This is a genomic window from Arthrobacter sp. P1_H7 (genome assembly GCF_056405215.1).
The window spans coordinates 38988-60691 of sequence record NZ_JBFUCO010000014.1 but is presented as its reverse complement, the minus strand read 5'-3'; the positions used below and the strand labels follow the sequence as shown (position 1 = coordinate 60691).

General features: G+C 68.3%; 20 protein-coding genes. 1 reads left to right on the top strand and 19 read right to left on the bottom strand.

Annotated features, from left to right (window positions below; all coding sequences use genetic code 11):
* Positions 1 to 51: 51 nt before the first annotated feature.
* The 10 genes from AC1DXI_RS14880 to hisI all read right to left on the bottom strand — a co-directional run bounded on the left by AC1DXI_RS14880 (position 52) and on the right by hisI (position 13939).
* Positions 52 to 1509, bottom strand: coding sequence for a glutamate synthase subunit beta (locus AC1DXI_RS14880; protein ID WP_476939276.1), 1458 nt, complete (start codon positions 1507 to 1509; stop codon positions 52 to 54).
* A complete protein-coding gene (gltB, locus tag AC1DXI_RS14875; RefSeq protein ID WP_476939275.1) occupies positions 1502 to 6118 on the bottom strand; it encodes a glutamate synthase large subunit in 4617 nt (1538 codons plus the stop codon). The genes AC1DXI_RS14880 and gltB overlap by 8 nt, the downstream gene beginning before the upstream one ends.
* Positions 6119 to 6386: 268 nt before the next feature.
* Positions 6387 to 7604: a prolipoprotein diacylglyceryl transferase gene (gene lgt / locus AC1DXI_RS14870; protein ID WP_476939274.1), complete on the bottom strand. Its 1218-nt coding sequence runs from the start codon at positions 7602 to 7604 to the stop codon at positions 6387 to 6389.
* Positions 7605 to 7607: 3 nt separating this feature from the next.
* Positions 7608 to 8441: a tryptophan synthase subunit alpha gene (gene trpA, locus AC1DXI_RS14865; protein ID WP_476939273.1), complete on the bottom strand. Its 834-nt coding sequence runs from the start codon at positions 8439 to 8441 to the stop codon at positions 7608 to 7610.
* The gene (trpB, locus tag AC1DXI_RS14860) at positions 8438 to 9784 is read right to left on the bottom strand and encodes a tryptophan synthase subunit beta (RefSeq protein ID WP_476939272.1); all 1347 of its coding nucleotides are present in this window, start codon (positions 9782 to 9784) and stop codon (positions 8438 to 8440) included. Before trpB ends, trpA begins: the two co-directional genes overlap by 4 nt.
* 127 nt (positions 9785 to 9911) lie before the next feature.
* Positions 9912 to 10721 (bottom strand): indole-3-glycerol phosphate synthase TrpC, encoded by an 810-nt coding sequence (trpC, locus tag AC1DXI_RS14855; protein WP_476939271.1) that lies wholly within the window; start codon positions 10719 to 10721, stop codon positions 9912 to 9914.
* 2 nt (positions 10722 to 10723) lie between these two features.
* Positions 10724 to 11011, bottom strand: coding sequence for an HGxxPAAW family protein (locus AC1DXI_RS14850; RefSeq protein ID WP_476939270.1), 288 nt, complete (start codon positions 11009 to 11011; stop codon positions 10724 to 10726).
* A 102-nt stretch (positions 11012 to 11113) separates the two neighbouring features.
* Complete coding sequence (locus AC1DXI_RS14845; protein ID WP_476939269.1) at positions 11114 to 11794, bottom strand: Trp biosynthesis-associated membrane protein; 681 nt, start codon at positions 11792 to 11794, stop codon at positions 11114 to 11116.
* A complete protein-coding gene (locus AC1DXI_RS14840) occupies positions 11794 to 13371 on the bottom strand; it encodes an anthranilate synthase component I (protein WP_476939268.1) in 1578 nt (525 codons plus the stop codon). Before AC1DXI_RS14840 ends, AC1DXI_RS14845 begins: the two co-directional genes overlap by 1 nt.
* Before the next feature lie 124 nt (positions 13372 to 13495).
* Complete coding sequence (gene hisI, locus AC1DXI_RS14835; RefSeq protein ID WP_476939267.1) at positions 13496 to 13939, bottom strand: phosphoribosyl-AMP cyclohydrolase; 444 nt, start codon at positions 13937 to 13939, stop codon at positions 13496 to 13498.
* Positions 13940 to 14117: 178 nt separating this feature from the next.
* On the opposite strand from hisI, the gene AC1DXI_RS14830 reads away from it, so the two are divergent.
* Positions 14118 to 14762, top strand: a complete 645-nt coding sequence (locus tag AC1DXI_RS14830; protein WP_026536974.1) for a TIGR03085 family metal-binding protein — start codon at positions 14118 to 14120, stop codon at positions 14760 to 14762.
* A gap of 106 nt (positions 14763 to 14868) precedes the next feature.
* Here AC1DXI_RS14830 and hisF read toward each other — a convergent pair whose 3' ends face one another.
* From hisF to pnuC, 9 genes are all read right to left on the bottom strand, one after another.
* Positions 14869 to 15645, bottom strand: a complete 777-nt coding sequence (hisF, locus tag AC1DXI_RS14825) for an imidazole glycerol phosphate synthase subunit HisF (protein WP_026536975.1) — start codon at positions 15643 to 15645, stop codon at positions 14869 to 14871.
* 72 nt (positions 15646 to 15717) lie between these two features.
* Positions 15718 to 16560 carry an ATP phosphoribosyltransferase gene (gene hisG, locus AC1DXI_RS14820; protein ID WP_026266261.1) on the bottom strand — a complete coding sequence of 281 codons (843 nt, stop codon included), beginning with the start codon at positions 16558 to 16560 and terminating at the stop codon, positions 15718 to 15720.
* Between the two features lie 104 nt (positions 16561 to 16664).
* A complete protein-coding gene (locus AC1DXI_RS14815; RefSeq protein WP_018772463.1) occupies positions 16665 to 16928 on the bottom strand; it encodes a phosphoribosyl-ATP diphosphatase in 264 nt (87 codons plus the stop codon).
* A gap of 162 nt (positions 16929 to 17090) precedes the next feature.
* Positions 17091 to 17576 (bottom strand): 6,7-dimethyl-8-ribityllumazine synthase, encoded by a 486-nt coding sequence (gene ribH / locus AC1DXI_RS14810; RefSeq protein WP_018772462.1) that lies wholly within the window; start codon positions 17574 to 17576, stop codon positions 17091 to 17093.
* A 44-nt stretch (positions 17577 to 17620) separates the two neighbouring features.
* The gene (gene ribA, locus AC1DXI_RS14805) at positions 17621 to 18283 is read right to left on the bottom strand and encodes a GTP cyclohydrolase II (RefSeq protein WP_476939287.1); all 663 of its coding nucleotides are present in this window, start codon (positions 18281 to 18283) and stop codon (positions 17621 to 17623) included.
* A 46-nt stretch (positions 18284 to 18329) separates the two neighbouring features.
* Positions 18330 to 19043 carry a 3,4-dihydroxy-2-butanone-4-phosphate synthase gene (ribB, locus tag AC1DXI_RS14800; protein WP_476939266.1) on the bottom strand — a complete coding sequence of 238 codons (714 nt, stop codon included), beginning with the start codon at positions 19041 to 19043 and terminating at the stop codon, positions 18330 to 18332.
* Entirely contained in the window at positions 19040 to 19726 is a 687-nt protein-coding gene (locus tag AC1DXI_RS14795; protein ID WP_476939265.1) for a riboflavin synthase, read from the bottom strand. The genes ribB and AC1DXI_RS14795 overlap by 4 nt, the downstream gene beginning before the upstream one ends.
* Entirely contained in the window at positions 19726 to 20955 is a 1230-nt protein-coding gene (gene ribD, locus AC1DXI_RS14790; RefSeq protein ID WP_476939264.1) for a bifunctional diaminohydroxyphosphoribosylaminopyrimidine deaminase/5-amino-6-(5-phosphoribosylamino)uracil reductase RibD, read from the bottom strand. Before ribD ends, AC1DXI_RS14795 begins: the two co-directional genes overlap by 1 nt.
* On the bottom strand, positions 20952 to 21650 hold the full coding sequence (pnuC, locus tag AC1DXI_RS14785; protein WP_476939263.1) for a nicotinamide riboside transporter PnuC: 699 nt from the start codon (positions 21648 to 21650) through the stop codon (positions 20952 to 20954). The genes ribD and pnuC overlap by 4 nt, the downstream gene beginning before the upstream one ends.
* Between the last annotated feature and the right edge of the window lie 54 nt (positions 21651 to 21704).

The following is a 21704-nucleotide window of genomic DNA, read 5'->3' as shown; positions in this document are numbered from 1 at the left end:
TGTTGCATGGATTAAGTTGAAGTGCGGATGAATCCCTGAGGTCCTGTGGGACTACAGAACAGCCATCGCACGGTCGGTCGGCGCCACGGGTGCCGGCAGAATGGTGCTGCCCATCAGGAACTTGTCCACTGCGGCCGCGCAGGCGCGCCCTTCGGCGATGGCCCAAACGATGAGCGACTGGCCGCGGCCGGCGTCGCCCGCGACGAAGATGCCTTCAGTGTTGGTCATGTAGTAACCGTCGCGTGCCACGTTGCCGCGGCCGTCAAAGTCGGCCTGGACCTGGTCCGTGATCCCGGCCGGCTCGGCGCCGGTGAAGCCCAGGGACAGGAAGACGAGGTCCGCCGGAATGATCCGCTCGGTGCCGGCCTTCGGAAGGCGCTTGCCGTCGACGAATTCCGTCTCCGCAACCTTGACGCCGGTGAGTTTGCCGTTTTCCCCGACGAACTCCACGGTGGAGGCGAGGTAGGTGCGTTCGCCGCCTTCCTCGTGCGCGCTGGCGACCTCGAACAGGGTGGGGAACGTCGGCCACGGCTGGTGGCCGGCCCGCTCGATGGGCGGCTGCTTGCCGATCGCCAGGGTGGTCACGGACGCGGCCTGGTGCCGGTGCGCGGTGCCGAGGCAGTCGGCGCCGGTGTCGCCGCCGCCGAGGATGACGACGTGCTTGCCCGCGGCGTTGATCTGGTTCTCCACGGTCTCCCCCGCCACCACCCGGTTGGCCGGCACGAGGTAGTCCATGGCGTAGTGGACGCCGTCGAGGTCGCGGCCCGGGATCGGCAGGTCACGCGGGACGGTGGCCCCGGTGGCGATGACGACGGCGTCGTACCGGCGGCGCAGCTGCTCCCACGTCACGTCGGTGCCGACGGCCACCCCGGTGCGGAACCGGGTGCCTTCGGCCTTCATCTGCTCCAGCCGGCGGTCCACCTGCTCTTTTTCCATCTTGAAGTCGGGGATCCCGTAGCGCAGGAGGCCGCCGATCTTGTCGTCGCGCTCGTACACGGCCACTGTGTGGCCCACCCTGGTCAGCTGCTGGGCAACGGCGAGCCCGGCCGGGCCGGAACCGACGACGGCGACCGTCTTGCCGGTCAGGCGTGCCGGCGGCAGCGGGTTGACCCAGCCGTTCTCGAAGGCCTGGTCCACGATCGATACCTCGACCTGCTTGATGGTCACGGCGGGCTGGTTGATGCCCAGCACGCAGGACGCCTCGCAGGGGGCGGGGCACAGCCGGCCGGTGAACTCGGGGAAGTTGTTGGTGGCGTGCAGCCGCTCCATCGCTTCCTCGCCCTTGTCCCGCCAGACGAGGTCGTTCCATTCCGGAATGAGGTTGCCCAGCGGGCAGCCCTGGTGGCAGAACGGGACGCCGCAGTCCATGCAGCGGCCGGCCTGGGCCTTCAGGACACCCTTTTCCTGGGCCTCGTAGACCTCTTTCCAGTCCATAATGCGGACCGGAACGGGACGGCGCGGCTGGGTTTCACGCTGACGTACTTTCAGAAATCCGCGTGGATCAGCCACCGGTCACCTCCAGGATTCGAGACCAAACTTCTTCACCGTCGGGGTCCAGGCCCTCTTCGATGGCGTCAAGACGGGTTTGCAGGACGGCCGCGTAGTCGCGCGGCAGCACCTTGGTTATGCGGGCTGCGGTGTCATCGAAGTTCTCGAGGAGCCGCGCCGCGAGCAGCGACTCGGTTTCCTCGAGGTGCTTGACGAGCAGCCCGTGGACGATGTCGCGGTCCTCGGCGTCGAGCTCGCGCAGCTGCAGCTCGCCTGACTCGAGGGCCTGCTTGTTGACGCGCTCGGTCTGCAGGTCCAGCACGTAGGCCGTGCCCCCGGACATGCCGGCGCCGAAGTTGCGTCCGGTGCGGCCGATGATGAGCGTCTGGCCGCCGGTCATGTACTCGCAGCCGTGGTCGCCGATGCCTTCGACCACCGCGGTGGCGCCGGAGTTGCGGACCAGGAAGCGTTCGCCCACCTGGCCGCGGAGGAACAGCTCACCGCTCGTGGCGCCGTAGCCGATGACGTTGCCGGCGATCACGTTGCGCTCGGCCGGGAACACGTTGGTGCGGTCCGGCCGGACGATGATGCGGCCGCCGGAAAGTCCCTTGCCGACGTAGTCGTTGGAGTCGCCGAACATGCGCAGCGTGATGCCGGCCGGCAGGAACGCCCCGAGTGACTGGCCGGCGGTGCCATTGAGCGTGATGTCAATGGTGTCCGTGGCCAGGACGTCGGTGCTGAAGGTCTTCGTCACGACGTGCCCGAGCATGGTACCGACGGAGCGGTCCGTGTTGATGACGTTCACGGAGATCTTCACCGGCGTGCGGTCGCTCAGCGCCTCGGCCGCCATGGCGATCAGGCGCTGGTCGAAGTGCTTGTCGAGTTCGTGGTTCTGGCCGGTGAGGTTGCGCAGCGGCGCGTCGTTGTCGAACTCGAGCCCGTGCAGGATCGGATCCAGGTCCAGCCCTTCGGCCTTCCAGTGGTTGATCGCGTCGCGGGAGTCGAGCATCTCGGCGTGGCCGATCGCCTCCTCGATGCTGCGGAAACCCAGCTCGGCGAGGATTTCGCGGACTTCCTCGGCAAGGAATTCGAAGAAGTTCACCACGAACTCGGGCTTGCCGTTGAACCGGGAGCGCAGCTCGGGGTTCTGGGTAGCGACGCCCACCGGGCAGGTGTCCAGGTGGCAGACGCGCATCATGATGCAGCCGGAGACCACCAGCGGGGCGGTGGCGAAACCAAACTCCTCGCCGCCGAGCAGCGCGGCGATCACGACGTCCCGGCCGGTCTTGAGCTGGCCATCGACCTGCACCACCACACGGTCGCGCAGGCCGTTGAGCATGAGCGTCTGCTGCGTCTCGGCGAGGCCGAGTTCCCACGGGACACCGGCGTGCTTGAGCGAGTTCAGCGGCGAGGCGCCGGTACCGCCGTCGTGCCCGGAAACGAGCACGACGTCGGCCTTGGCCTTGGTGACGCCGGCCGCCACGGTGCCGATCCCGACCTCGGAGACGAGCTTGACGTGCACCCGGGCCGAGGGGTTGGCGCGCTTGGCGTCGTAGATCAGCTGCGCGAGGTCCTCGATGGAGTAGATGTCGTGGTGCGGGGGCGGCGAAATGAGGCCGACGCCGGGGGTCGAGTGCCGCGTGCGGGCCACCCAGGGGTAGACCTTCTGCGCCATCAGCTGGCCGCCTTCGCCGGGCTTGGCACCCTGGGCCATCTTGATCTGGATGTCGTCCGCGTTGGACAGGTACAGGCTGGTGACGCCGAAGCGGCCGGAGGCGATCTGCTTCACCGCGGAACGGCGGGTGGGATCGAGCAGCCGGTCCACGTCCTCGCCGCCTTCACCGGTGTTGGACTTGCCGCCCAGCCGGTTCATGGCGATCGCCAGGGTCTCGTGGGCTTCCTTGGAGATGGAGCCGTAGCTCATGGCGCCGGTGGAGAACCGCTTGACGATGCTGGAAACCGGTTCAACTTCCTCGAGCGGCACCGCGGGACGCGAACCGGCCTTGAACTTCAGCAGACCGCGCAAGGTCATGAGGTTCTCGGACTGGTCGTCAACGCCGCGGGTGTAGGCCTTGAAGATGTCGTAGCGGCGTTCACGCGTGGCGTGCTGGAGCCGGAAGACGGTCTCGGGGTTGAACAGGTGGGGTTCGCCGTCACGGCGCCACTGGTATTCGCCGCCGCCGAGCAGGGGCTGGTGCGGCAGTTCGATGCCGTTCTCGGGGTAGGCCATCCGGTGCCGTGCCAGGACTTCGGCGGCAATGACGTCGAGGCCGACGCCGCCGAGCTGGGAGTGCGTGCCGGAGAAGTACTCGTCCACGAGGTCCTGGCCGAGGCCGAGCGCTTCGAAGGTCTGGGCACCGGTGTAGGAGGCGACGGTGGAGATGCCCATCTTGGACATGATCTTCAGGACGCCCTTGCCGAGGCCCTTGATCAGGTTGTAGACGCCGTCCTGCGGGGTGACCCCCACGACGTCGCCGGAGGCGATGAGCTGCTCCACGGATTCCATGGCCAGGTACGGGTTCACGGCGGAGGCGCCGTAGCCGATGAGCACCGCGACGTGGTGGGTCTCGCGGACGTCGCCGGCCTCCACCACGAGCGCGGTCTTGGTGCGGTTGGCGCTGCGCAGCAGGTGGTGGTGGACGGCGCTGACCAGCAGCAGGGACGGGATCGGGGCCCACTGGGCGTTCGAGTCGCGGTCCGAGAGCACCACGTACTGGACGCCGCGGTTGATGGCGCCGGAGACCTGCTCGCAGATTTCGGTGAGCCGGGCCCGGAGGGAGTTCTCGCCGCCTTCGGGGCGGTAGAGTCCGCGGACCTTCATGGCGACCTTGCCGCCGTCGGCGCTTTCAATGTTCGCGATCTTGGCGAGCTGGTCGTTGTTGATCACGGGGAACGGCAGCGAGACCTGCGGCTGCCGGACCTGCTTGGTGTCCAGCAAGTTGCCGTTCGGGCCGATTGCGCACGTCAGGGACGTGACAAGCTCTTCACGGATGGCGTCCAGGGGCGGGTTGGTGACCTGCGCGAAGGACTGCACGAAGTAGTCGAAGAGCAGCCGCGGGCGCTTGGACAGCACGGCCACCGGGGTGTCCGAGCCCATGGCACCGAGCGGTTCGGCGCCGGTGCGGGCCATCGGGCCGAGCAGGATTTTCAGTTCTTCGGTGGTGTAGCCGAAGGTCCGCTGGCGGATGTTGACCGACGCGGCGGTGTGCACGACGTGCTCGCGTTCGGGCAGGTTCTTGAGGTCGATCAGGTTGTCCTTGACCCATTCGGCCCAGGGGTTCGCGGCGGCGACCTCGGCCTTGACCTCGGCGTCGTCAATGATCCGGCCGGCTTCCGTGTCCACCAGGAACATCTTGCCCGGCGAGACGCGGCCCTTCTTGACCACCTTTGAGGGTTCGACGTCGATCACGCCGACTTCGGAGGCGAAGATGATCAGGCCGTCCTCGGTGATCCAGTACCGGCCCGGGCGCAGCCCGTTGCGGTCCAGCGTGGCACCGACCAGGTTGCCGTCCGTGAAGGAGACGGCCGCCGGGCCGTCCCACGGCTCCATGAGCATCGAGTGGTATTCGTAGAAGGCGCGGCGGGCCGGATCCATGGTGGCGTGGTTTTCCCATGCCTCCGGGATCATCATCATGATCGAGTGCGTGATGGGCCGGCCGGAGAGCCAGAGCAGTTCGGCGACCTCGTCGAAGGAGGCCGAGTCCGAGGCGCCCGGGGTGCAGATCGGGAACAGCTCTTCGGGTGAGTCCCCCAGCAGCGGGCTGGAGAGCTGGGACTGCCGGGCCCGCATCCAGTTGCGGTTGCCCTTGACGGTGTTGATCTCGCCGTTGTGCGCGATGGTGCGGAACGGCTGGGCCAGCGGCCAGGACGGGAACGTGTTGGTGGAGAAGCGCGAGTGGACGATCGCGAGCTTGGTCTTGAAGCGCTTGTCCGACAGGTCCGGGTAGAACGGCTCGAGCTGCGCGGTGGTGAGCATGCCCTTGTAGACGATGGTCCGGGAGGAGAGCGACGGGAAGTACACGCCGAACTTGTTCTGGGCGCGCTTGCGGATCCGCCAGGCACGGGAATCGAGCTCGTTGCGCTCGAGGGTTTCCCCGGTGCTGGAGGCGAAGAAGGGCTGCGAGAAGTACGGCATGCAGGCCCGGGCCATGGCCCCGACCAGGTCGGCCACGATCGGGACTTCGCGCCAGCCCAGGACGGTCAGGCCCTCGTCCGCGGCGAGGCCTTCGATGCCGGAACGGGCGGCGTCGGATTCGCGCTGCTCGGCGGGCAGGAACGCGGTTCCCACAATGTACTGGCCGGGGGCCGGGAGTTCGAAGTCCGTGACTGCGCGGAAGAATTCGTCCGGCACCTGCATCAGGAGGCCGGCGCCGTCGCCGGTACCTTCATCGGCGCCCACGGCACCGCGGTGCTCCAGGTTGCGCAGGGCGGTCAGGGCGGCGTCGACGATGTCGTAGCCAGGCTCACCGCGGAGCGTGGCGATAATGGCCAGGCCGCAGGCGTCCTTCTCGTTCTCCGGGTTGTAGAGTCCGGCAGCGGCCGGAATCGCCGCGAAGCGGCTGAAGGGTGACGTGGCAGCCGAGGGCTGGTCCGGATCGGACCAGCTGGGGCTGTGAAGAGTTTGGGTCATTGGAGACGTCCTTCCTCCTGATCGTGCGTATGGGAGGGACAACATTGGCCCCACTCGGCACGCCGGTGTGTGACGGGCGCAACAGAGTGTTTTCTAACTGGAATTGTAGGCCAGCCCGGCCTCCTGTACTAACAGTTACGCAGGGTGCTGGCCCGGGCTTGCATGGACAGCTTCGATCTGCTGTCCACACCAAGCCCTCTTGCCACGACGCTGTGGAGTCGGGTCCGGTGAGCGGTGGCTCCGGTCAACCCGAAGTGCCGGCGCTGAGCTACTTGGTGCCCTCAGCCTCCGGCGCGGTTCCAGTTCCCTGGCGGCCGGAAACTCCGGCTGCCGGAGCTCCGTTGGCGGGCGCGGTGCCGCCCGTGGAGTCCTTGCCCGCATCCTCGGATGCGCGAACTGGTCCGCTTTGGTTATTCCGGAGATTAGCACGGGATTCACTATCTGAGACAGCAGCGTCCGAATGGCGGATAGTTGCCGCGTCTGCGGGAACGGTGGCGCGGTCGTCGTCGGTGGCGTCAGCGTCCGGCTTTGACACTGCCGCCTTTTCCTCAGCCGGCCTCGTCTCCACCGGCGTTGCCTCCACCGGTGCGCGGCCCGGGAGGAACGGAGTGTCCGGCTCGGTGCGCTTGCGCAGTCCGAGGAGGATGAAGGCGAGCAGGGCCCCTGCGAACACGATGATGCTGGTCCAGACATTGAGCCTGGTGGTGAGCCCGAAGAGGGTGATCTGTTCGGCGTCGTCGATCCGCATGGCCTCGATCCAGACGCGGCCCAGGGTGTAGTACATGGCGTAGACGCAGAAGAGGCGGCCGCGGCGGAAGCTGAATTTGCGGTCCAGGGCCAGCAGGATCAGCACGCCGGCCAGGTTCCACAGCGACTCGTAGAGGAACGTCGGGTGGAAGAGTGTCTCTGCCGGCATGCCGGCGGGGAAGTTCGGGTTGTTGGGATCGATCTGCAGCCCCCACGGAAGCGTGGTGGGGCCGCCGAAGAGCTCCTGGTTGAAGTAGTTGCCCCACCGGCCGATCGCCTGGGCCAGCAGCAGCCCGGGGGCCGCGGCGTCCATGAAGGCGCTCAGCTTCACCCCGGCGCGCCGGCACCCGATCCAGGCGCCCACGGCGCCGAGCACCACGGCGCCCCAGATGCCCAGTCCGCCGCGCTGGATCTGCGGAATCAGGGACAGGTCCCCTGTGCCGTCGAATCCCGGGCCGAAGTAGGCATCCGGAGAGGAGAACACGTGGTAGAGCCGTCCGCCGATAATGCCGAACGGGATGGCCCAGATGGCGATGTCCCAGACACTGCCCTCTGGGGCGCCACGGCGTGCCCAGCGGACCGAGGTCAGCCACAGGCCGGCAATAATGCCCGCGAGGATGCACAGGGCGTAGGCGTGGATGCGCAGGGACCCCCACGGCAGCGGGATGTCGAACCCGGACCAGCTAGGGCTCGGAATGCTCGCGGGAATCATCGCCGCCGCGTGGAGGACTGACTGCATTGCTTACGCTTCTTCCTTGGTAAGGCCGGTGCTGAGGTCTTTCGTCAAGGAGGCTACCGCATCCACGCCGCCGTCCCGGATGGCCGCGACGAGGGCGGTGCCGACAATCACGCCGTCGGCGTACTCGGCGATCTCGCGGACCTGGCCGGCGTTGGAGACGCCGAGGCCCACGCAGACGCGTTCGGCCCCCGCGGCGTGCGCGGCGGCGACGACGTCCCTGGCCGCGGAGCTGACCGAGGTCCGGGCGCCGGTGACGCCCATGATGGAAACGGCGTACACGAAGCCGCGGCTCGCATCGACCGTGCGCTTCATGCGTTCCGGCGAGGACGAGGGAGCCACGAGGAACACCCGGTCCAGTCCGTACTTGTCCGAGGCCGCCATCCATTCGGCGGCCTCGTCCGGGATGAGGTCGGGCGTGATGAGCCCGGCTCCCCCGGCCTCGGCCAGGCGGCGGGAGAACTCATCCACGCCCATCCGGACCACGGGGTTCCAGTAGGTCATGACCAGCACGGCGGCATCGGTCTTGCTCGTGATGCCGCGGACGACGTCGAAGACCTCCCGGACGTGAAAGCCCTTCGCGAGGGCCTCCGTCGTGGCCGCCTGGATGACCTGGCCGTCCATGACCGGGTCCGAGTACGGGATGCCGATCTCGATGAGGTCGGCGCCGTTCTCGGCCAGCGCGATGCCGGCTGCAATGGTCTCTTTAACGCTCGGGTAACCGGCGGGCAGGTAGCCGATCAGGGCCGCCCGGCCCTTGGCATGGGCGCGGTCAATGGCCGCGGCCGACTTGCTGGCGTGCTGCGCGGCGCGCTGGTTGACGTCCTGGCTGGTGCTCACAGCTGTTCCCCCTCTTTGGCGATTTCGGCTTCAGGTGAGTCCTTGTCCAGCAGGTCGAACCATTCCGCGGCGGTGGCCACATCCTTGTCGCCGCGGCCGGAGAGGTTCACCATCACGATCTTCTCCGAGGCTTCGCCCTCTGCGGCGAGCCGCTGCCCCACCTTGATGGCGCCGGCGAGGGCGTGAGCGGATTCGATGGCGGGGATGATGCCCTCTGTGCGGCACAGGAGGCGGAAGGCCTCCATGGCTTCGCTGTCCGTGATGGGCTCGTAGCTGACCCGGCCAATGTCGGCGAGGTAAGAGTGCTCGGGGCCGACGCCGGGGTAGTCCAGGCCCGCGGAGATGGAGTGCGACTCGATGGTCTGGCCGTCGTCGTCCTGCATGAGGTAGGAACGCGCGCCGTGCAGCACACCGGGCTTGCCGAGGGTGATGGTGGCCGCGTGGCGTCCGGTTTCGACGCCCTCGCCGCCGGCCTCGAAACCGTAGATCTTGACCGACGGGTCATCGAGGAAACCGTGGAAGATGCCGATCGCGTTGGAGCCGCCGCCGATGCAGGCACAGACGGCATCCGGCAGCCGGCCCGTCTGCTCCAGGATCTGGGCGCGGGCTTCCTCGCCGATCACTTCGTGGAAGTAGCGGACCATCGCCGGGAACGGGTGCGCTCCGGCGGCGGTGCCCAGCAGGTAGTGCGTGTTGCCCACGTTCGCCACCCAGTCGCGCAGGGCCTCGTTGATGGCGTCCTTGAGCGTCTGGGAGCCGTTGGTCACCGGGATGACGGTGGCGCCGAGGAGCTCCATCCGGGCCACGTTGAGGGACTGCCTGCGGCAGTCCTCGGCACCCATGTAGACCACGCATTCGAGTCCGAGCAGGGCTGCCGCCGTGGCGCTGGCAACACCGTGCTGGCCGGCGCCGGTTTCCGCGATGACGCGGGTCTTGCCCATCCGCTTGGCCAGCAGCGCCTGGCCCAGGACGTTGTTGATCTTGTGCGAGCCGGTGTGGTTGAGGTCTTCGCGCTTGAGGAAGATCCGCACCCCGCCGGCGTGCTCGGCGAAGCGCTTGGCCTCGGTCAGCAGGGAGGGCCGGCCCGAGTAGTTCTTGTTCAGCTCGGCGATCTGGGCCGTGAACTCGGGGTCGGCCTTGGCCTTCTCGAAGGTGTCCTCGAGCTCGTCCAGGGCTGCGATGAGCGACTCCGGCATCCACCGGCCGCCGTAGTTCCCGAAGTAGGGCCCCGGGGCGTGGCGCAGGGACGGTTCGCCCTGCGCGGGATGCTCCTCCGGGCGGCCGCCCTGCAGGAACGCGTCCACGGCACTTTCGTCAGAGCCGGCTGCTGGCGCATCGACCATCAGTCTCACCATCCTGTTCCACTGCTAGCGTTGGGGATCTGCAGATGAGATCCGCTCATTGGTCCGGGCAAAATTGCGGGCCCGGTACCGCTCACGGTCCGGACGGAGGCGCCAGGACCGGCCGGCCTCAGGCGCGGGCGGCGATTGCCGTCGCGCCGGCAGCCATGAATTCGGCGATCCGCTCGCGGGGCGTCGCGTCACTGACCAGCGCCTCGCCGACCAGGACCGCGTTGGCGCCGCGGGCCGCGTAGTGCTTGACGTCCTCGACGTCGCGCACACCGGATTCGGCGACCACGAGCGCACCGGCGGGAATGCCGCCGGCCAGCTCCGCGAACACGGAACGGTCGACGTCGAGCGTCTTGAGGTTGCGCACGTTGACGCCGATGATCCGGGCCTCCGCGGCTACTGCGCGCTCGATTTCCTCGGCCGTATGGGTCTCGACCAGCACGTTCATGCCAAGCTCGCGGCTGAGGGCCGTAAACTCACGCAGCTGGGCGTCCGAGAGCGAGGCCACGATCAGCAGGATCAGGTCGGCACCGTGTGCCCGGGCCTCCCAGATCTGGTACTCGTCAACCATGAAGTCCTTGCGCAGCAGCGGAATGTCCACTGCGGCCCGGACGGCGTCGAGATCGGCCAGGGAGCCGCCGAAGCGGCGCTCCTCGGTCAGGACGCTGATCACGGCGGCGCCGCCGTCGGCGTACTGCGCGGCGAGGGACGCGGGATCCGCGATGTCCGCGAGGCGGCCCTTGGACGGGCTGCGGCGCTTGACCTCGGCAATCACCTTGAGCTGGTCCCGGGTGCTTGAGGTCCCGCCGAGGGCGGCCCAGGCATCACGGGCGGGGGGGGCGCGCTCCTTCAGCTCCGCGAGCGTGACCAGACGCTGGCGCGCCTGCATATCCTCCCTGACACCGGCATTGATGTCGTCGAGAACGCTCACGCTCAGTGGCCGGAGTTCTTCAGCTTGCTGCCGCCGACGCCGTAGCCGGCCTTGCGCATGGCCCAGCCGGCGAGCAGGCCGGCCACCATGACCGCCGCACCCGCAACAAAGATCGGGGTGTTGGCGATGACGAAGGCGATGGACGCAATGAGGGCGCCGATCAACATCACGATCACGCAAGTCCACGCGGCCGGGCTGTTGCCGTGACCCGGCGCTTCGCTGTGATCGACGTCGTCGTAGACGCCCTTCGGTGCAGCGGACGTGGATGCGGAAACAGTGGCTTTGCTCATTGAAATCTCCTCAGGATGAATACTGCTTACATTCTGCCATTTTTTGGCGGTGATATTTGGCCGCGTTGCTGGGCCGCGCTGCTGGCCGCGCCCGTCATCGGCTCAGGTGGGGTCGTCACCGCGGGACAACCGGTCCCAGCTGTCAATCTCGTCCGCGGGGGCGGCCGGCGCATTACCAGCAGCCGCAGTCCCGCCGGCGGCGGCCGCGGTGGAGGCCGCGTCATATTTGGTGCGGCTCTTCCAGTAGCGGCCGGCCGGCACGATCGCGAGGGCGCTGAGGCCCAGCAGGACACCGGCGACGACGGCGAGGACGGGGAACACTGTGACGTCCACCTGCACGCTGCTGCCGCTGATCCCGGTGGCGGCCGCAATCGATCCCTGCGCCGCGGCCAGCGGGTCCGCCAGCACGACGGCTGCCGCGGCGACGATGCCCGCGGCCGCGAGGAGGATGATCGCCGTGATGACCCAGCGGGCCACGCGGCCGGCGATGGAGGCCGCGAGTCCGCCGGCGAGGGCCACAAGCGCCAGGGCCGTCACAGTGGTGGCAGCCTTGCTGCCCTGGACCTGCAGGCCGTCCTGGCTGGCCACGGCCGCGCCGAGCTGCTTGGGGTCAAGGTGCACGGTGAGCCAGGTCTGGGTGGTGGTCCCGAACACGGCAAGGGCCAGGGCAGCGATCACCAGGACCAGGGTGGACTTGCGGGCCCAGCCCGGGACGGCGGCCCGCGTGTTGCTTATCACAGTGCTCTTCACGGTGTTCGTGGCGGAGGCTTCCGGCTCCCCCATCAGGACTCCGCTCCGGCGTCGGGCGCTGAGTCGGTGACTGCGTCACCGTTGATGTTGTGCAGCGACCTGGCGGTGTGCACGGCGCGCAGCGGGGCGGCGGCCTTGTTCACGGTTTCCTGGGCCTCGGTCGGGTTCACCGAATCTGCGACGATCCCGCCGCCGGCCTGGACGTACGCGCGTCCTTCCCGGAGCAGGGCCGACCGGATGGCGATCGCCATGTCCATGTCCCCAGCGAAGTCCAGGTACCCCACCACGCCGCCGTAGATGCCGCGCCGGTGCGGTTCAAGTTCGTCCAGCAGGCGCAGGGCCCGCGGCTTCGGGGCACCGGAGAGGGTGCCGGCCGGGAACGTGGCCTTGAGGACGTCGTAGGCCTTGGCGGCCGGGGCGAGTTCTCCAACCACGGTAGATACCAGGTGCATGATGTGGCTGAAGCGCTCCACTTCCATGAATTGGGTGACGTCGACGGATCCTGCCACGCAGACCTTGGAGAGGTCGTTGCGGGACAGGTCGACCAGCATCAGGTGCTCGGCGCGTTCCTTCTCGTCCGCCAGCAGCTCCTCAGCCAGGGCCTTATCCGCCTCCACCGTCTTGCCGCGCGGGCGTGAGCCGGCGATGGGGTGGGTGATGACCTCGTGCCCGGTCACGGTGACGAGGGCCTCCGGCGAGGAGCCGACGATCGTGTATTCCCGGCCGGCGGCGTCCTCGAAGCTGAAGAGGTACATGTAGGGACTCGGGTTGGTGTTCCGCAGGACCCGGTACACGTCGAGGGGGTCGGCGCCGCACTCCATTTCGAAGCGGCGGGAGATCACCACCTGAAAGACCTCACCGTCCACGATCGCCTCCTTGCCGCGGTCCAGGGCGGCCAGGTACTCGGTTTCGTCCCAGCGTTCCTGCACGCTCGACGCGAAATCGAGGGCGGCCGTTGCCAGCACGGAGACGGGCTGCTCCACGGGGCGGCTGATTTTTTCGAGCAGGGCTTTGACGCGGGCGACGGCGTCATGCCAGGCATCGTCGACCCGTTCGGTGCTGTTGTCGAAGTTGATGGCGTTGGCGATCAGCAGGACGGTGCCGTCCATGTTGTCGTGGACCGCCATGTCCGTGACCAGGTTGAGGGCCATTTCCGGCAGTTGGAGGTCGTCCTCCGGCGGGCTGGTCAGTTTCTCCCAGTGCCGGACGGTTTCCCAGCCCAGGAACCCGACCAGGCCGGAGGTGAACGGCGGGAGGCCGTCGAAGCGCTCGGTGCGCAGCGCGGCGACGGTGTCGCGGATGGCGTCCACGGGGTTGCCGTCCAGGGGCACACCGACAGGGGGCTCGCCCAGCCAGTGCGCGCTGCCGTCCTTGGTGGTCAGTGTGGCGCGGGAGCGGGAGCCGATGAAGGAGTAGCGGGACCAGGCGCCTCCGACGGCCGCCGATTCCATCAGGAACGTTCCGGGCTGGCCGTGAGCGAGCTTGCGGTAGAGCCCGATCGGGGTTTCGGCGTCAGCCAGCACCTTGAGCCGGACGGGGATGACTCGGCTGTGGCCTGCGAGTTCGCGGAACTCTTCGAGGCCGGGGCTGATGATTCCAAGGTCCTGCATGGCTGTGCTTTCCGCCTGTTCTTTAGGTGGACCTGTCACCGGATCCGGTCGAGGGATCCTGCGTGGGGTCCGGTTCGTGAAGCTGTGGAAGCGCCGGGGCGCTCTGCCTGTTTGCCGGGGGCGCCTAGCCTCCGTGGCCGACGACGGCGTCGAGCTCGCGGCCGTCGAAGCAGGTCCGGGTTCCGGTGTGGCACGCCGCGCCGACCTGGTCGACCCGGACCAGCAGTGCATCGCCGTCGCAGTCCATGGCGAGCGACTTGACCCATTGCACGTGCCCGGAGGTGTCTCCTTTGCGCCAGTATTCCTGGCGGGAGCGCGAATAGAACGTCACGCGTCCGCTGGTCAGGGTGCGGTGCAGCGCCTCGTCGTCCATCCAGCCCAGCATCAGCACCTCGTGGGTGTCGAATTGCTGGACGATGGCGGCCACCAGGCCGGCGCTGTCGCGTTTGAGGGCGTCCGCCAGTCCGGCCGGAAGGGGGCTGCCGCTGACGGGGCTGCCATCGACGGCGCTGCCGCTGATGGGGCTGCCGTTGATGGGGCTGGGGGCGGAGGCGGGCTGCTCAGACATCAGATCAAGTCTAGTGCCTTCGGGCCGGTCACCGGCCTGCGGGCAGGTCCCGCCGCTTAACACTGGGTCGCCAATCGGGCCGCCCGCCGCGGTCCGGCACCGGATGGCGCCGGCGGGCGCGGTTGCGGCGGCGATTCCTGTGCCCACGCACGGCCGTCTCGTGCTAGTTTCACAAGTGATGCATTTCGTCGAACCGTCCCGAGAAGTCCTGGCCGAAACCCTGCTGGCGGCCGGCCCTGATGCCGCCACGCTCTGCACAGGTTGGCTCACCCGCGATCTTGCCGCGCACTTGTACCTGCGCGAGCGGAAAATCGCCGTCGGACTGGGCCTGCTGATCAAGCGCCTGTCCAAGGCCTCGGACCAGGCGACGGCCGAACTGGCGGGCACGCTGAAGACCACCGAGGACTACGCCAAACTGGTCAACGACTTCCGTTCCGGTCCCCCGGCGCTGTCCCCGCTGCGGATCAAGGCCCTGGACGAAAGCTCCAACCTGATCGAGTACTTCGTGCACACCGAGGACGTCCGCCGCGCCGTGGACCGCTGGGCCCCGCGGGCACTGGACCAGGCCTACTCGGACGCGCTGTGGGCTGAGCTCGTCAAGCGCGCCGCGATCCTGTACCGCGGCGTGGACCTGGGCATTGTGCTGGTGAGCCCCTCGGGTCCGCGGCACGTCGCCAAACGCGCCCCCGTGTCCGTGGCCATCGTCGGCGAACCGGGCGAGCTGCTCATGCACGCCCACGGCCGCACCCGCCACGCCCTCGTGACCTTCGAAGGCCAGCCGGACGCCGTCGCGCTCCTGCAGTCCGCCGAAGTCGGCCTCTAACTCCCACCAACGCAAATAAAGCAACGCGGGGTCACTTACCGCCCATAATCCCCTTCGGGACGGGCGCCAAGTGACCCCGCGTTGGTTTTGAGGGGGCGGGTGGGGACTAGCGGACTTCGAAGCCTGCGTCCCGGATCGCGGCCTTGACCTGCGCAATCATGTCCAGCGGGCCGAAGTGGAAGACCGAGGCCGCGAGGACGGCGTCGGCGCCTGCTGCCACGGCCGGCGGGAAATGCTCCGGCTTGCCGGCGCCGCCGGAGGCGATGAGCGGGACCTTGACCCCCGCCCGCGCCAGGCGGATGAGTTCCAGATCGAAGCCGTCCTTGGTGCCGTCGGCGTCGATCGAGTTCAGCAGGATTTCACCCACTCCGCGGTCGGCCGCTTCCCGTGCCCAGGCGATCGCGTCGATTCCGGTCCCCTGCCGTCCGCCGTGCGTAGTGACCTCGAAGCCTGACGGCGTGGGCTGCGAGCCCGGACGGGTGCGCCTCGCGTCGAGGGAGAGCACCAGGACCTGGGAACCAAAGTGCCGGGTGATCTCGTCGATCACGTCCGGCCGGGCCACGGCTGCGGTGTTGATGGCGGCCTTGTCCGCGCCGCAGCGCAGGAGCTTGTCCACCTCGGCCACGCCGCGGACGCCGCCGCCGACCGTCAGCGGGATGAAGACTTCCTCGGCGGTGCGGCGGACGACGTCGAACGTGGTCTCCCGGTTGCCGGAGGACGCCGTGACGTCAAGGAACGTCAGCTCATCGGCGCCGCTGTTGTCGTACCGGTGCGCCAGTTCCACCGGGTCCCCGGCGTCGCGGAGGCCCTCAAAGTTGATGCCCTTGACCACGCGGCCGGCATCGACGTCGAGGCACGGGATGACGCGCACGGCAACAGTCATGACTTCTCCTAGGTATTGACGGAGGTTTATTGACGGAGGGGAATTGCTGGTGGAACTCGGCGGGTGTGGCGCCTAGATGCGGCAGGCGTGGATGCTGCTGACCAGGATGGCGCGGGCGCCGAGGTCGTACAGCTCGTCCATGATCCGGTTGGTTTCCCGCTTGGGCACCATCGAGCGGACGGCCACCCAGTCCGAATCGCGCAGCGGCGACACGGTGGGCGACTCCAGGCCCGGGGTGAGCCCGGCGGCTTGCTCCACGAGCTCCTTGCGGATGTCGTAGTCCATCATCACGTACTGCCGGGCCACCAGGACGCCCTGGAGCCGGCGGATCAGCACTTCCGTTGCCGGGTTCTGCTCGCCCTTGCGGCCGATCAGCACCGACTCGGAATTCAGGATCGGCTCGCCGAAGATTTCCATGCCGGCGGCTTTGAGCGTGGTGCCGGTCTCGACGACGTCGGCAATCGCGTCCGCGACGCCGAGGCGGACGGAGGATTCCACGGCACCGTCGAGGCGGACCACCTTGGCCTTGATGCCGCGCTCGGCCAGGTAGCCGCGCAGCAGCCCGTCGTAGCTCGTGGCGAGGCGCTTGCCCTCAAGCTGGTCGATCGTGGTGAAATCGCCCACCGGGCCGGCGAAGCGGAAGGTGGATGCGGCGAAGCCCAGCGGCAGCAGCTCCTCGGCCTCGACCTCGGCGTCGAGCAGGAGGTCGCGGCCGGTGATGCCGACGTCGAGCGTTCCCTGGCCGACATACACGGCAATGTCGCGCGGGCGCAGGAAGAAAAACTCAATGTCGTTGTCCGGGTCCACCATGACGAGCTCGCGGGTGTCGCGGCGCTGGCGGTAGCCGGCCTCGGCAAGCATGGCCGAGGCGGCTTCGGACAGGGATCCCTTATTCGGGACGGCAACTCTAAGCATGGGAAAAAGTCTCTCTTGGGTTGGAAGTCTCTGTTGGGGCACATCGGCCACGCAGTGCACGGGATCCGCCAGCTAGGTCATGGCGGTGTCCGGTGCGGGCGCGGCTACAGATGCTTGTAGACGTCTTCCAGGGTGAGTCCTTTGGCGAGCATCAGAACCTGCAGGTGGTACAGCAGCTGGGAAATTTCCTCGGCGGCGGCCTCATCGGATTCATACTCGGCAGCCATCCAAACCTCGGCTGCTTCCTCCACGACCTTCTTGCCGATGCCATGGACTCCGGAATCCAGTTCGGCGACGGTGCGGGAGCCCTCCGGGCGGACGGCTGCCTTTTCACTCAGTTCTGCGAACAGCGACTCGAAATTCTTCACGCCCCCAAGCCTACTTGCTTCCGGCACGGGAACGCCCGCCGCGGCGTTGCATGACGGCGAAGGTGTGAGGCAATACATATCCAGCACAGCCATCACAGTCAATACAGCCGGCGCGGGCGGCCAGGGTGGAGCCCGCGCCGGCAAAAGCTGCAGCGTGGCGGCTCAGCCGAACTGCTTGAGCGTCACTGCCGTGGCCAGGGCAGCGGTAACGGCCTCGTGCCCCTTGTCCTCGGTGGATCCGGGCAAGCCGGCCCGGTCGATCCCCTGCTGTTCGGTGTCGCACGTCAGCACGCCGAAGCCCACGGGGACGCCGGTGCGGACGCTGACCTCGGTCAGGCCCAGGGTGGCCGCCTCGCAGACATATTCGAAGTGCGGAGTACCGCCCCGGATGACGACGCCGAGCGCCACGACGGCGTCGAAGTGCGGTGCCAGCCGGGCGGCCGCGACCGGGAGCTCAAATGTGCCCGGCACACGCAGGACGGTCGGCTCATTGATGCCGGCGTCCTTCGCGGCGCGCAGGGCGCCGTCGAGGAGGCCGTCCATGATCTGGGTGTGCCAGCTCGCGGCCACAATGGCCAGTTTGAGCCGTGAGGTTTCCTCGGGCTTGAAGGTGCTGAGGTCGATCTGGGGGGCGCCGTGGCCGCTCATGGGGTATTCCTTGCTGTTGTGTCTGGTGGTTGTGCTGCTGCCGGTCAGTCCTGGTCGTGCTCGAATCCGGAGAGGCCGACCGCCGGAGCGGGTTCACCGTCCAGGACCAGGCGGTGGTCCATCCGGTCCTTCTTCGTCTGCAGGTAGCGGATGTTCTGCTCCCGGGAGGGGACCTCCGTGGGGACCATCTCCACTACCTTGACGCCTGCCTGCGCGAGCCGGTCCTGCTTGTCCGGGTTGTTGCTCAGCAGCCGGATCTCGTGAAGACCCATTTCCGCGAGGATCTGGGCCGCGGCCTTGTAGCAGCGCGCGTCGACCGGCAGCCCGAGCTGCTCGTTGGCCTCCACGGTGTCAAACCCGGCCTCCTGCAGCGCGTAGGCCTTCATCTTGTTCGCCAGGCCGATCCCGCGGCCCTCCTGGCCGCGCAGGTACAGCAGGGTGCCGCCGAGTTCGTTGATCAGCTCGAGGGCATAGGCCAACTGCTCGCCGCAGTCACAGCGGTAGGAACCAAACACATCGCCCGTCAGGCATTCCGAATGGAGGCGGACAAGCGGCGCCTGCCCGTCAACCGGGGCCATCGGTGAACTGACCGCCAGGTGTTCCGCGCCGGTGGCCAGGTCGGTCCAGGCCTGAGCCACGAAATCGCCAAAGGCGGTGGGCAGCTGGACAATGGGTCCTGCGCTGACCGGATGCGGTTGACGGGCCATGTCCGTCTCTTCTTGGGTCTCCGAAGTCGTCACTATTTCTCCTCCATCAGACAGGATCCGCTGTGTGGCTGCCGTGCTGTCCCGCTTCAAGGTACGCCACCAGATCCGCAATCGAAATCAGGGGGCAGCCATGCTCGATGGCGAAGCCGCGCAATCCGTCCAGCCGCATCATTTCTCCGTTGTCGTACACAAGCTCTGCAATCACGCCCACGGGCTCCAGGCCCGCCAGCCGGCACAGGTCCACGGCCGCCTCGGTGTGGCCGGGACGTTCCCGCACTCCCCCCTTAACGGCGCGGAGGGGAAAAACATGCCCGGGGCGGGTCAATGAATTTGGCCGGCTTTGCGGGTCGGCCAGGATCCGGGCCGTCAGGGCGCGGTCCGTGGCGGAAATTCCGGTGCTGACACCCACGGCGGCGTCGCAGGACACGGTGTAGGCGGTGCCCTTGGCGTCTTCGTTGATTGCCACCATGGGCGGCAGGGCCAGGGCGTCGGCCCGGTCGGCGTCGAGCGGCACGCAGATCACTCCGGAGCTGTAGCGGACTGTCCAGCCCATCAGCGCCGGGGTGGCGTGCTCGGCGGCGAAAATGATGTCGCCTTCGTTCTCGCGGTCCTCGTTGTCCACCACCAGGACGGGGCGCCCGGCTGCCATGGCGCTGATGGCGTCCTCGATCGGATCGAGGCCAGCACGCCCGGTGCCGGTGCCGGCAGCGGGGAGCACGTCGGCCAGGTCGTGGCCGGGCTGGTCCTTGACCCGGCTCATTTCGCGGGCCTGTCCGTGCGGGCGGCTTCTCCGGCGGAACCTTCGGCCGCCCGGTGCGCGGCGGGCGACGTACCGCCGGCAAAGGACAGCAGGCGTTCGGTGTACTTCGCCAGGACATCGACCTCGAGGTTTACGTGGCTGCCGAGCGTTTTTTGGCCCAGGCCGGTCTCGGCCAGGGTGGTGGGGATCAGCCCCACTTCAAACCAGGGCGCCGGGTCGTTGGCCGGGCTGACTGTCGTGACGGTGAGGGAGACGCCGTCGACGGCGATGGATCCCTTTTCGGCGATGTACCGGGCCAGCCCGGCCGGCACCGAGAACCGGAGCCGGTCCCAGTTGCCAAGCCCTTCACGCTCCACGAGCTGGCCGACGCCGTCGACATGTCCCTGCACCACGTGGCCGTCCAGCCGTCCCCCGGCGGGGACGCAGCGTTCCAGGTTGACGGGATCGCCCGCAGTGAGTTCTCCGATGGTGCTGCGGTTGAGCGTCTCGCCCATGACGTCGACGCTGAAGTCCCTGCCGTCGATCTGCGTGGCGGTGAGGCAGACGCCGTTGACTGCAATGGAACCACCCAGGGCGAGGCCATCCGTGGTGCCGGGCGCGTGGAGCCGAACGGTGGCGCTGCTGTCCCCGTTGCGTTCAACGGACAGCACCTTCCCCTGCTCGGCGATAATTCCGGTAAACATCAATTGCCTCCTGCGGCGGTGTCCGCGCCGGTGCGGTGCGGGGTTGTATCGGATGAAGTAGGGGTGGCGGCCGGGGCAGCCGGTCGAAGATGCAGCCGGAGGTCGCGGCCGAGGACCTGGACGGCGCCGCCGGATGCCGGGTCCCATTCCCAGTGCTGGGCATCGGCCAAGGTAGTGATGCCGAGGTCGTCCAGGGCGGCGGTGCCGGAGCCAAGCAGTGTCGGCGCCAGGTAGACGATGAGTTCGTCGACCAGGCCGGCGGCCAGGAAAGCGCTCAGGATCCGGGAGCCGCCCTCGACCATGAGGTGCCGGACGCCGCGTGCGAACAGCTCGTCCAGGGCCTCGCGCGGGTCGCGGGTGGCCAGGTGCAGGACGTTGCCGTCGGCTCCGTGGATGGCGGCGTCGTCGGGGATGCCCCGGTACCCCATGACGGCGCGCAGCGGCTGTTTGCCGGCCGGTTCGCCCGCGGTGTTCCGGGCGGTGAGCCGGGGGTTGTCGATCAGGACCGTCTGGGTGCCCACCAGGATGGCGTCAATCCGGCCGCGCAGGGCGTGGTTGTCCGCGAGCGATTCCGGGCTGGAGATCCACTGGCTCGTGCCGTCGCTGGCGGCGATGCGGCTGTCGAGGGTCTGGGCGATATGCAGGGTGACGAAGGGCCGTTTGGCGGCGACGGCGTCGAACCAGCGCCGGTTCAGGTCCAGCGCCGCATCGGCTGCCAGCCCGGAGCGGACGCGGACGCCCGCGGCGCGGAGCGTCACGGCTCCGCCGGCGGCCGGGTCGTGGGGATCGTCGACGGCGTAGATGACGTCGGTGATGCCGGCGTCGATGATCGCCTGCGCGCAGGGCCCGGTGCGCCCGCAGTGGTTGCAGGGCTCCAGCGTCACGACGATCGCCGCGCCGCGGAGGTCCCGGCCCGCCGCCTTCGCCTGGCCGATCGCGTCAGCCTCGGCATGGGCAGTCCCTGCTCCGCGGTGGTATCCGGTGGCGAGGTGCGTCCCGTCGGCCCCGACAACGACGGCTCCCACGAGCGGGTTGGCGCCCCGCGGGCCCCGCGCCGCGGCGGCCAGGGCGGCCTGCATCGCAGCGTTTTCGGCTGCGCTGAACGGGGCTGCGCTGAACGGGGCCGCGCCGAACGGGACGGTGCCGCGCGGGGCGGTGCTGAACGAAGCGGTGCCGCGCGGGGCCGCGCTGGATCCGGCGCTCACGCCGGCGCTGTTGGGGGCGCTCACCTGGCCACCAGCGGGTCAAGGGATGCGGTTTCGACCGTGGCCGGCCGGTTCGCCAGCTTCGAGGCACGCCACCAGACAAAGAACCCGGCCAGGGTGAAGAAGCCGTAGAAGAGGTACATGACGGCGCTGGCGTAGTAGCCCGCGCTGAACAGCAGTGGCACACCGACGATGTCCACCGCCACCCAGATGAGCCAGAACTCCGTCCAGCCGCGCGCCATCCCGTAAGTCGCCAGCAGCGAGCCCATGAACGTCCACGCGTCGGCCCAGACCGGCGGGTAGGAGCCGAGGGAGTCGAAGACCGGGGTAAGCGCCATGGTGCCGGCCACGAGGCTGAGAGCCAGAATCACCCGGGTCCGGTTGCTGGCCCAGCGCGGCGCGAGGACCGCCCCGCTGCTGGCTGGCTGCCTGCCCTGCTGCCAGCGGTACCAGCCGTAGAGGGCGACGCCGATGAACATGACCTGGCGTCCGGCCTGGCCCCACAGCGTGGCGGGCGTGGCGGAACCGAAGACGTTGCCCAGGAAGACCGTCAGGAGCAGTAAGTTGCCGGCGATGCCGACGGGCCATGCCCAGACCCGGCGGCGCATGCCGCCAAAGGCGCTGGCGAGGCCAAAGATGTTGCCTAGCACTTCACGAAGAATCAGGACAGATCCGCCTACCGGGATCTGCGCTTCGAAGAGCCATCGCAAGGGGTCCATGCGTGTGTCGTTCCTTCCCTCAAGAACCGCGATGGCTCCGGGGGTATACGACAG

Coding starts and splice junctions, on each gene's coding strand:
- gltB (WP_476939275.1), bottom strand. CDS start 6,118: ATGACCCAAACTCTTCACAGCCCCAGCTGGTCCGATCCGGACCAGCCC.
- lgt (WP_476939274.1), bottom strand. CDS start 7,604: ATGCAGTCAGTCCTCCACGCGGCGGCGATGATTCCCGCGAGCATTCCG.
- trpB (WP_476939272.1), bottom strand. CDS start 9,784: ATGGTCGATGCGCCAGCAGCCGGCTCTGACGAAAGTGCCGTGGACGCG.
- AC1DXI_RS14850 (WP_476939270.1), bottom strand. CDS start 11,011: ATGAGCAAAGCCACTGTTTCCGCATCCACGTCCGCTGCACCGAAGGGC.
- AC1DXI_RS14845 (WP_476939269.1), bottom strand. CDS start 11,794: ATGGGGGAGCCGGAAGCCTCCGCCACGAACACCGTGAAGAGCACTGTG.
- AC1DXI_RS14840 (WP_476939268.1), bottom strand. CDS start 13,371: ATGCAGGACCTTGGAATCATCAGCCCCGGCCTCGAAGAGTTCCGCGAA.
- hisI (WP_476939267.1), bottom strand. CDS start 13,939: ATGTCTGAGCAGCCCGCCTCCGCCCCCAGCCCCATCAACGGCAGCCCC.
- AC1DXI_RS14830 (WP_026536974.1), top strand. CDS start 14,118: ATGCATTTCGTCGAACCGTCCCGAGAAGTCCTGGCCGAAACCCTGCTG.
- hisF (WP_026536975.1), bottom strand. CDS start 15,645: ATGACTGTTGCCGTGCGCGTCATCCCGTGCCTCGACGTCGATGCCGGC.
- hisG (WP_026266261.1), bottom strand. CDS start 16,560: ATGCTTAGAGTTGCCGTCCCGAATAAGGGATCCCTGTCCGAAGCCGCC.
- ribH (WP_018772462.1), bottom strand. CDS start 17,576: ATGAGCGGCCACGGCGCCCCCCAGATCGACCTCAGCACCTTCAAGCCC.
- ribA (WP_476939287.1), bottom strand. CDS start 18,283: ATGGCCCGTCAACCGCATCCGGTCAGCGCAGGACCCATTGTCCAGCTG.
- ribB (WP_476939266.1), bottom strand. CDS start 19,043: ATGAGCCGGGTCAAGGACCAGCCCGGCCACGACCTGGCCGACGTGCTC.
- AC1DXI_RS14795 (WP_476939265.1), bottom strand. CDS start 19,726: ATGTTTACCGGAATTATCGCCGAGCAGGGGAAGGTGCTGTCCGTTGAA.
- pnuC (WP_476939263.1), bottom strand. CDS start 21,650: ATGGACCCCTTGCGATGGCTCTTCGAAGCGCAGATCCCGGTAGGCGGA.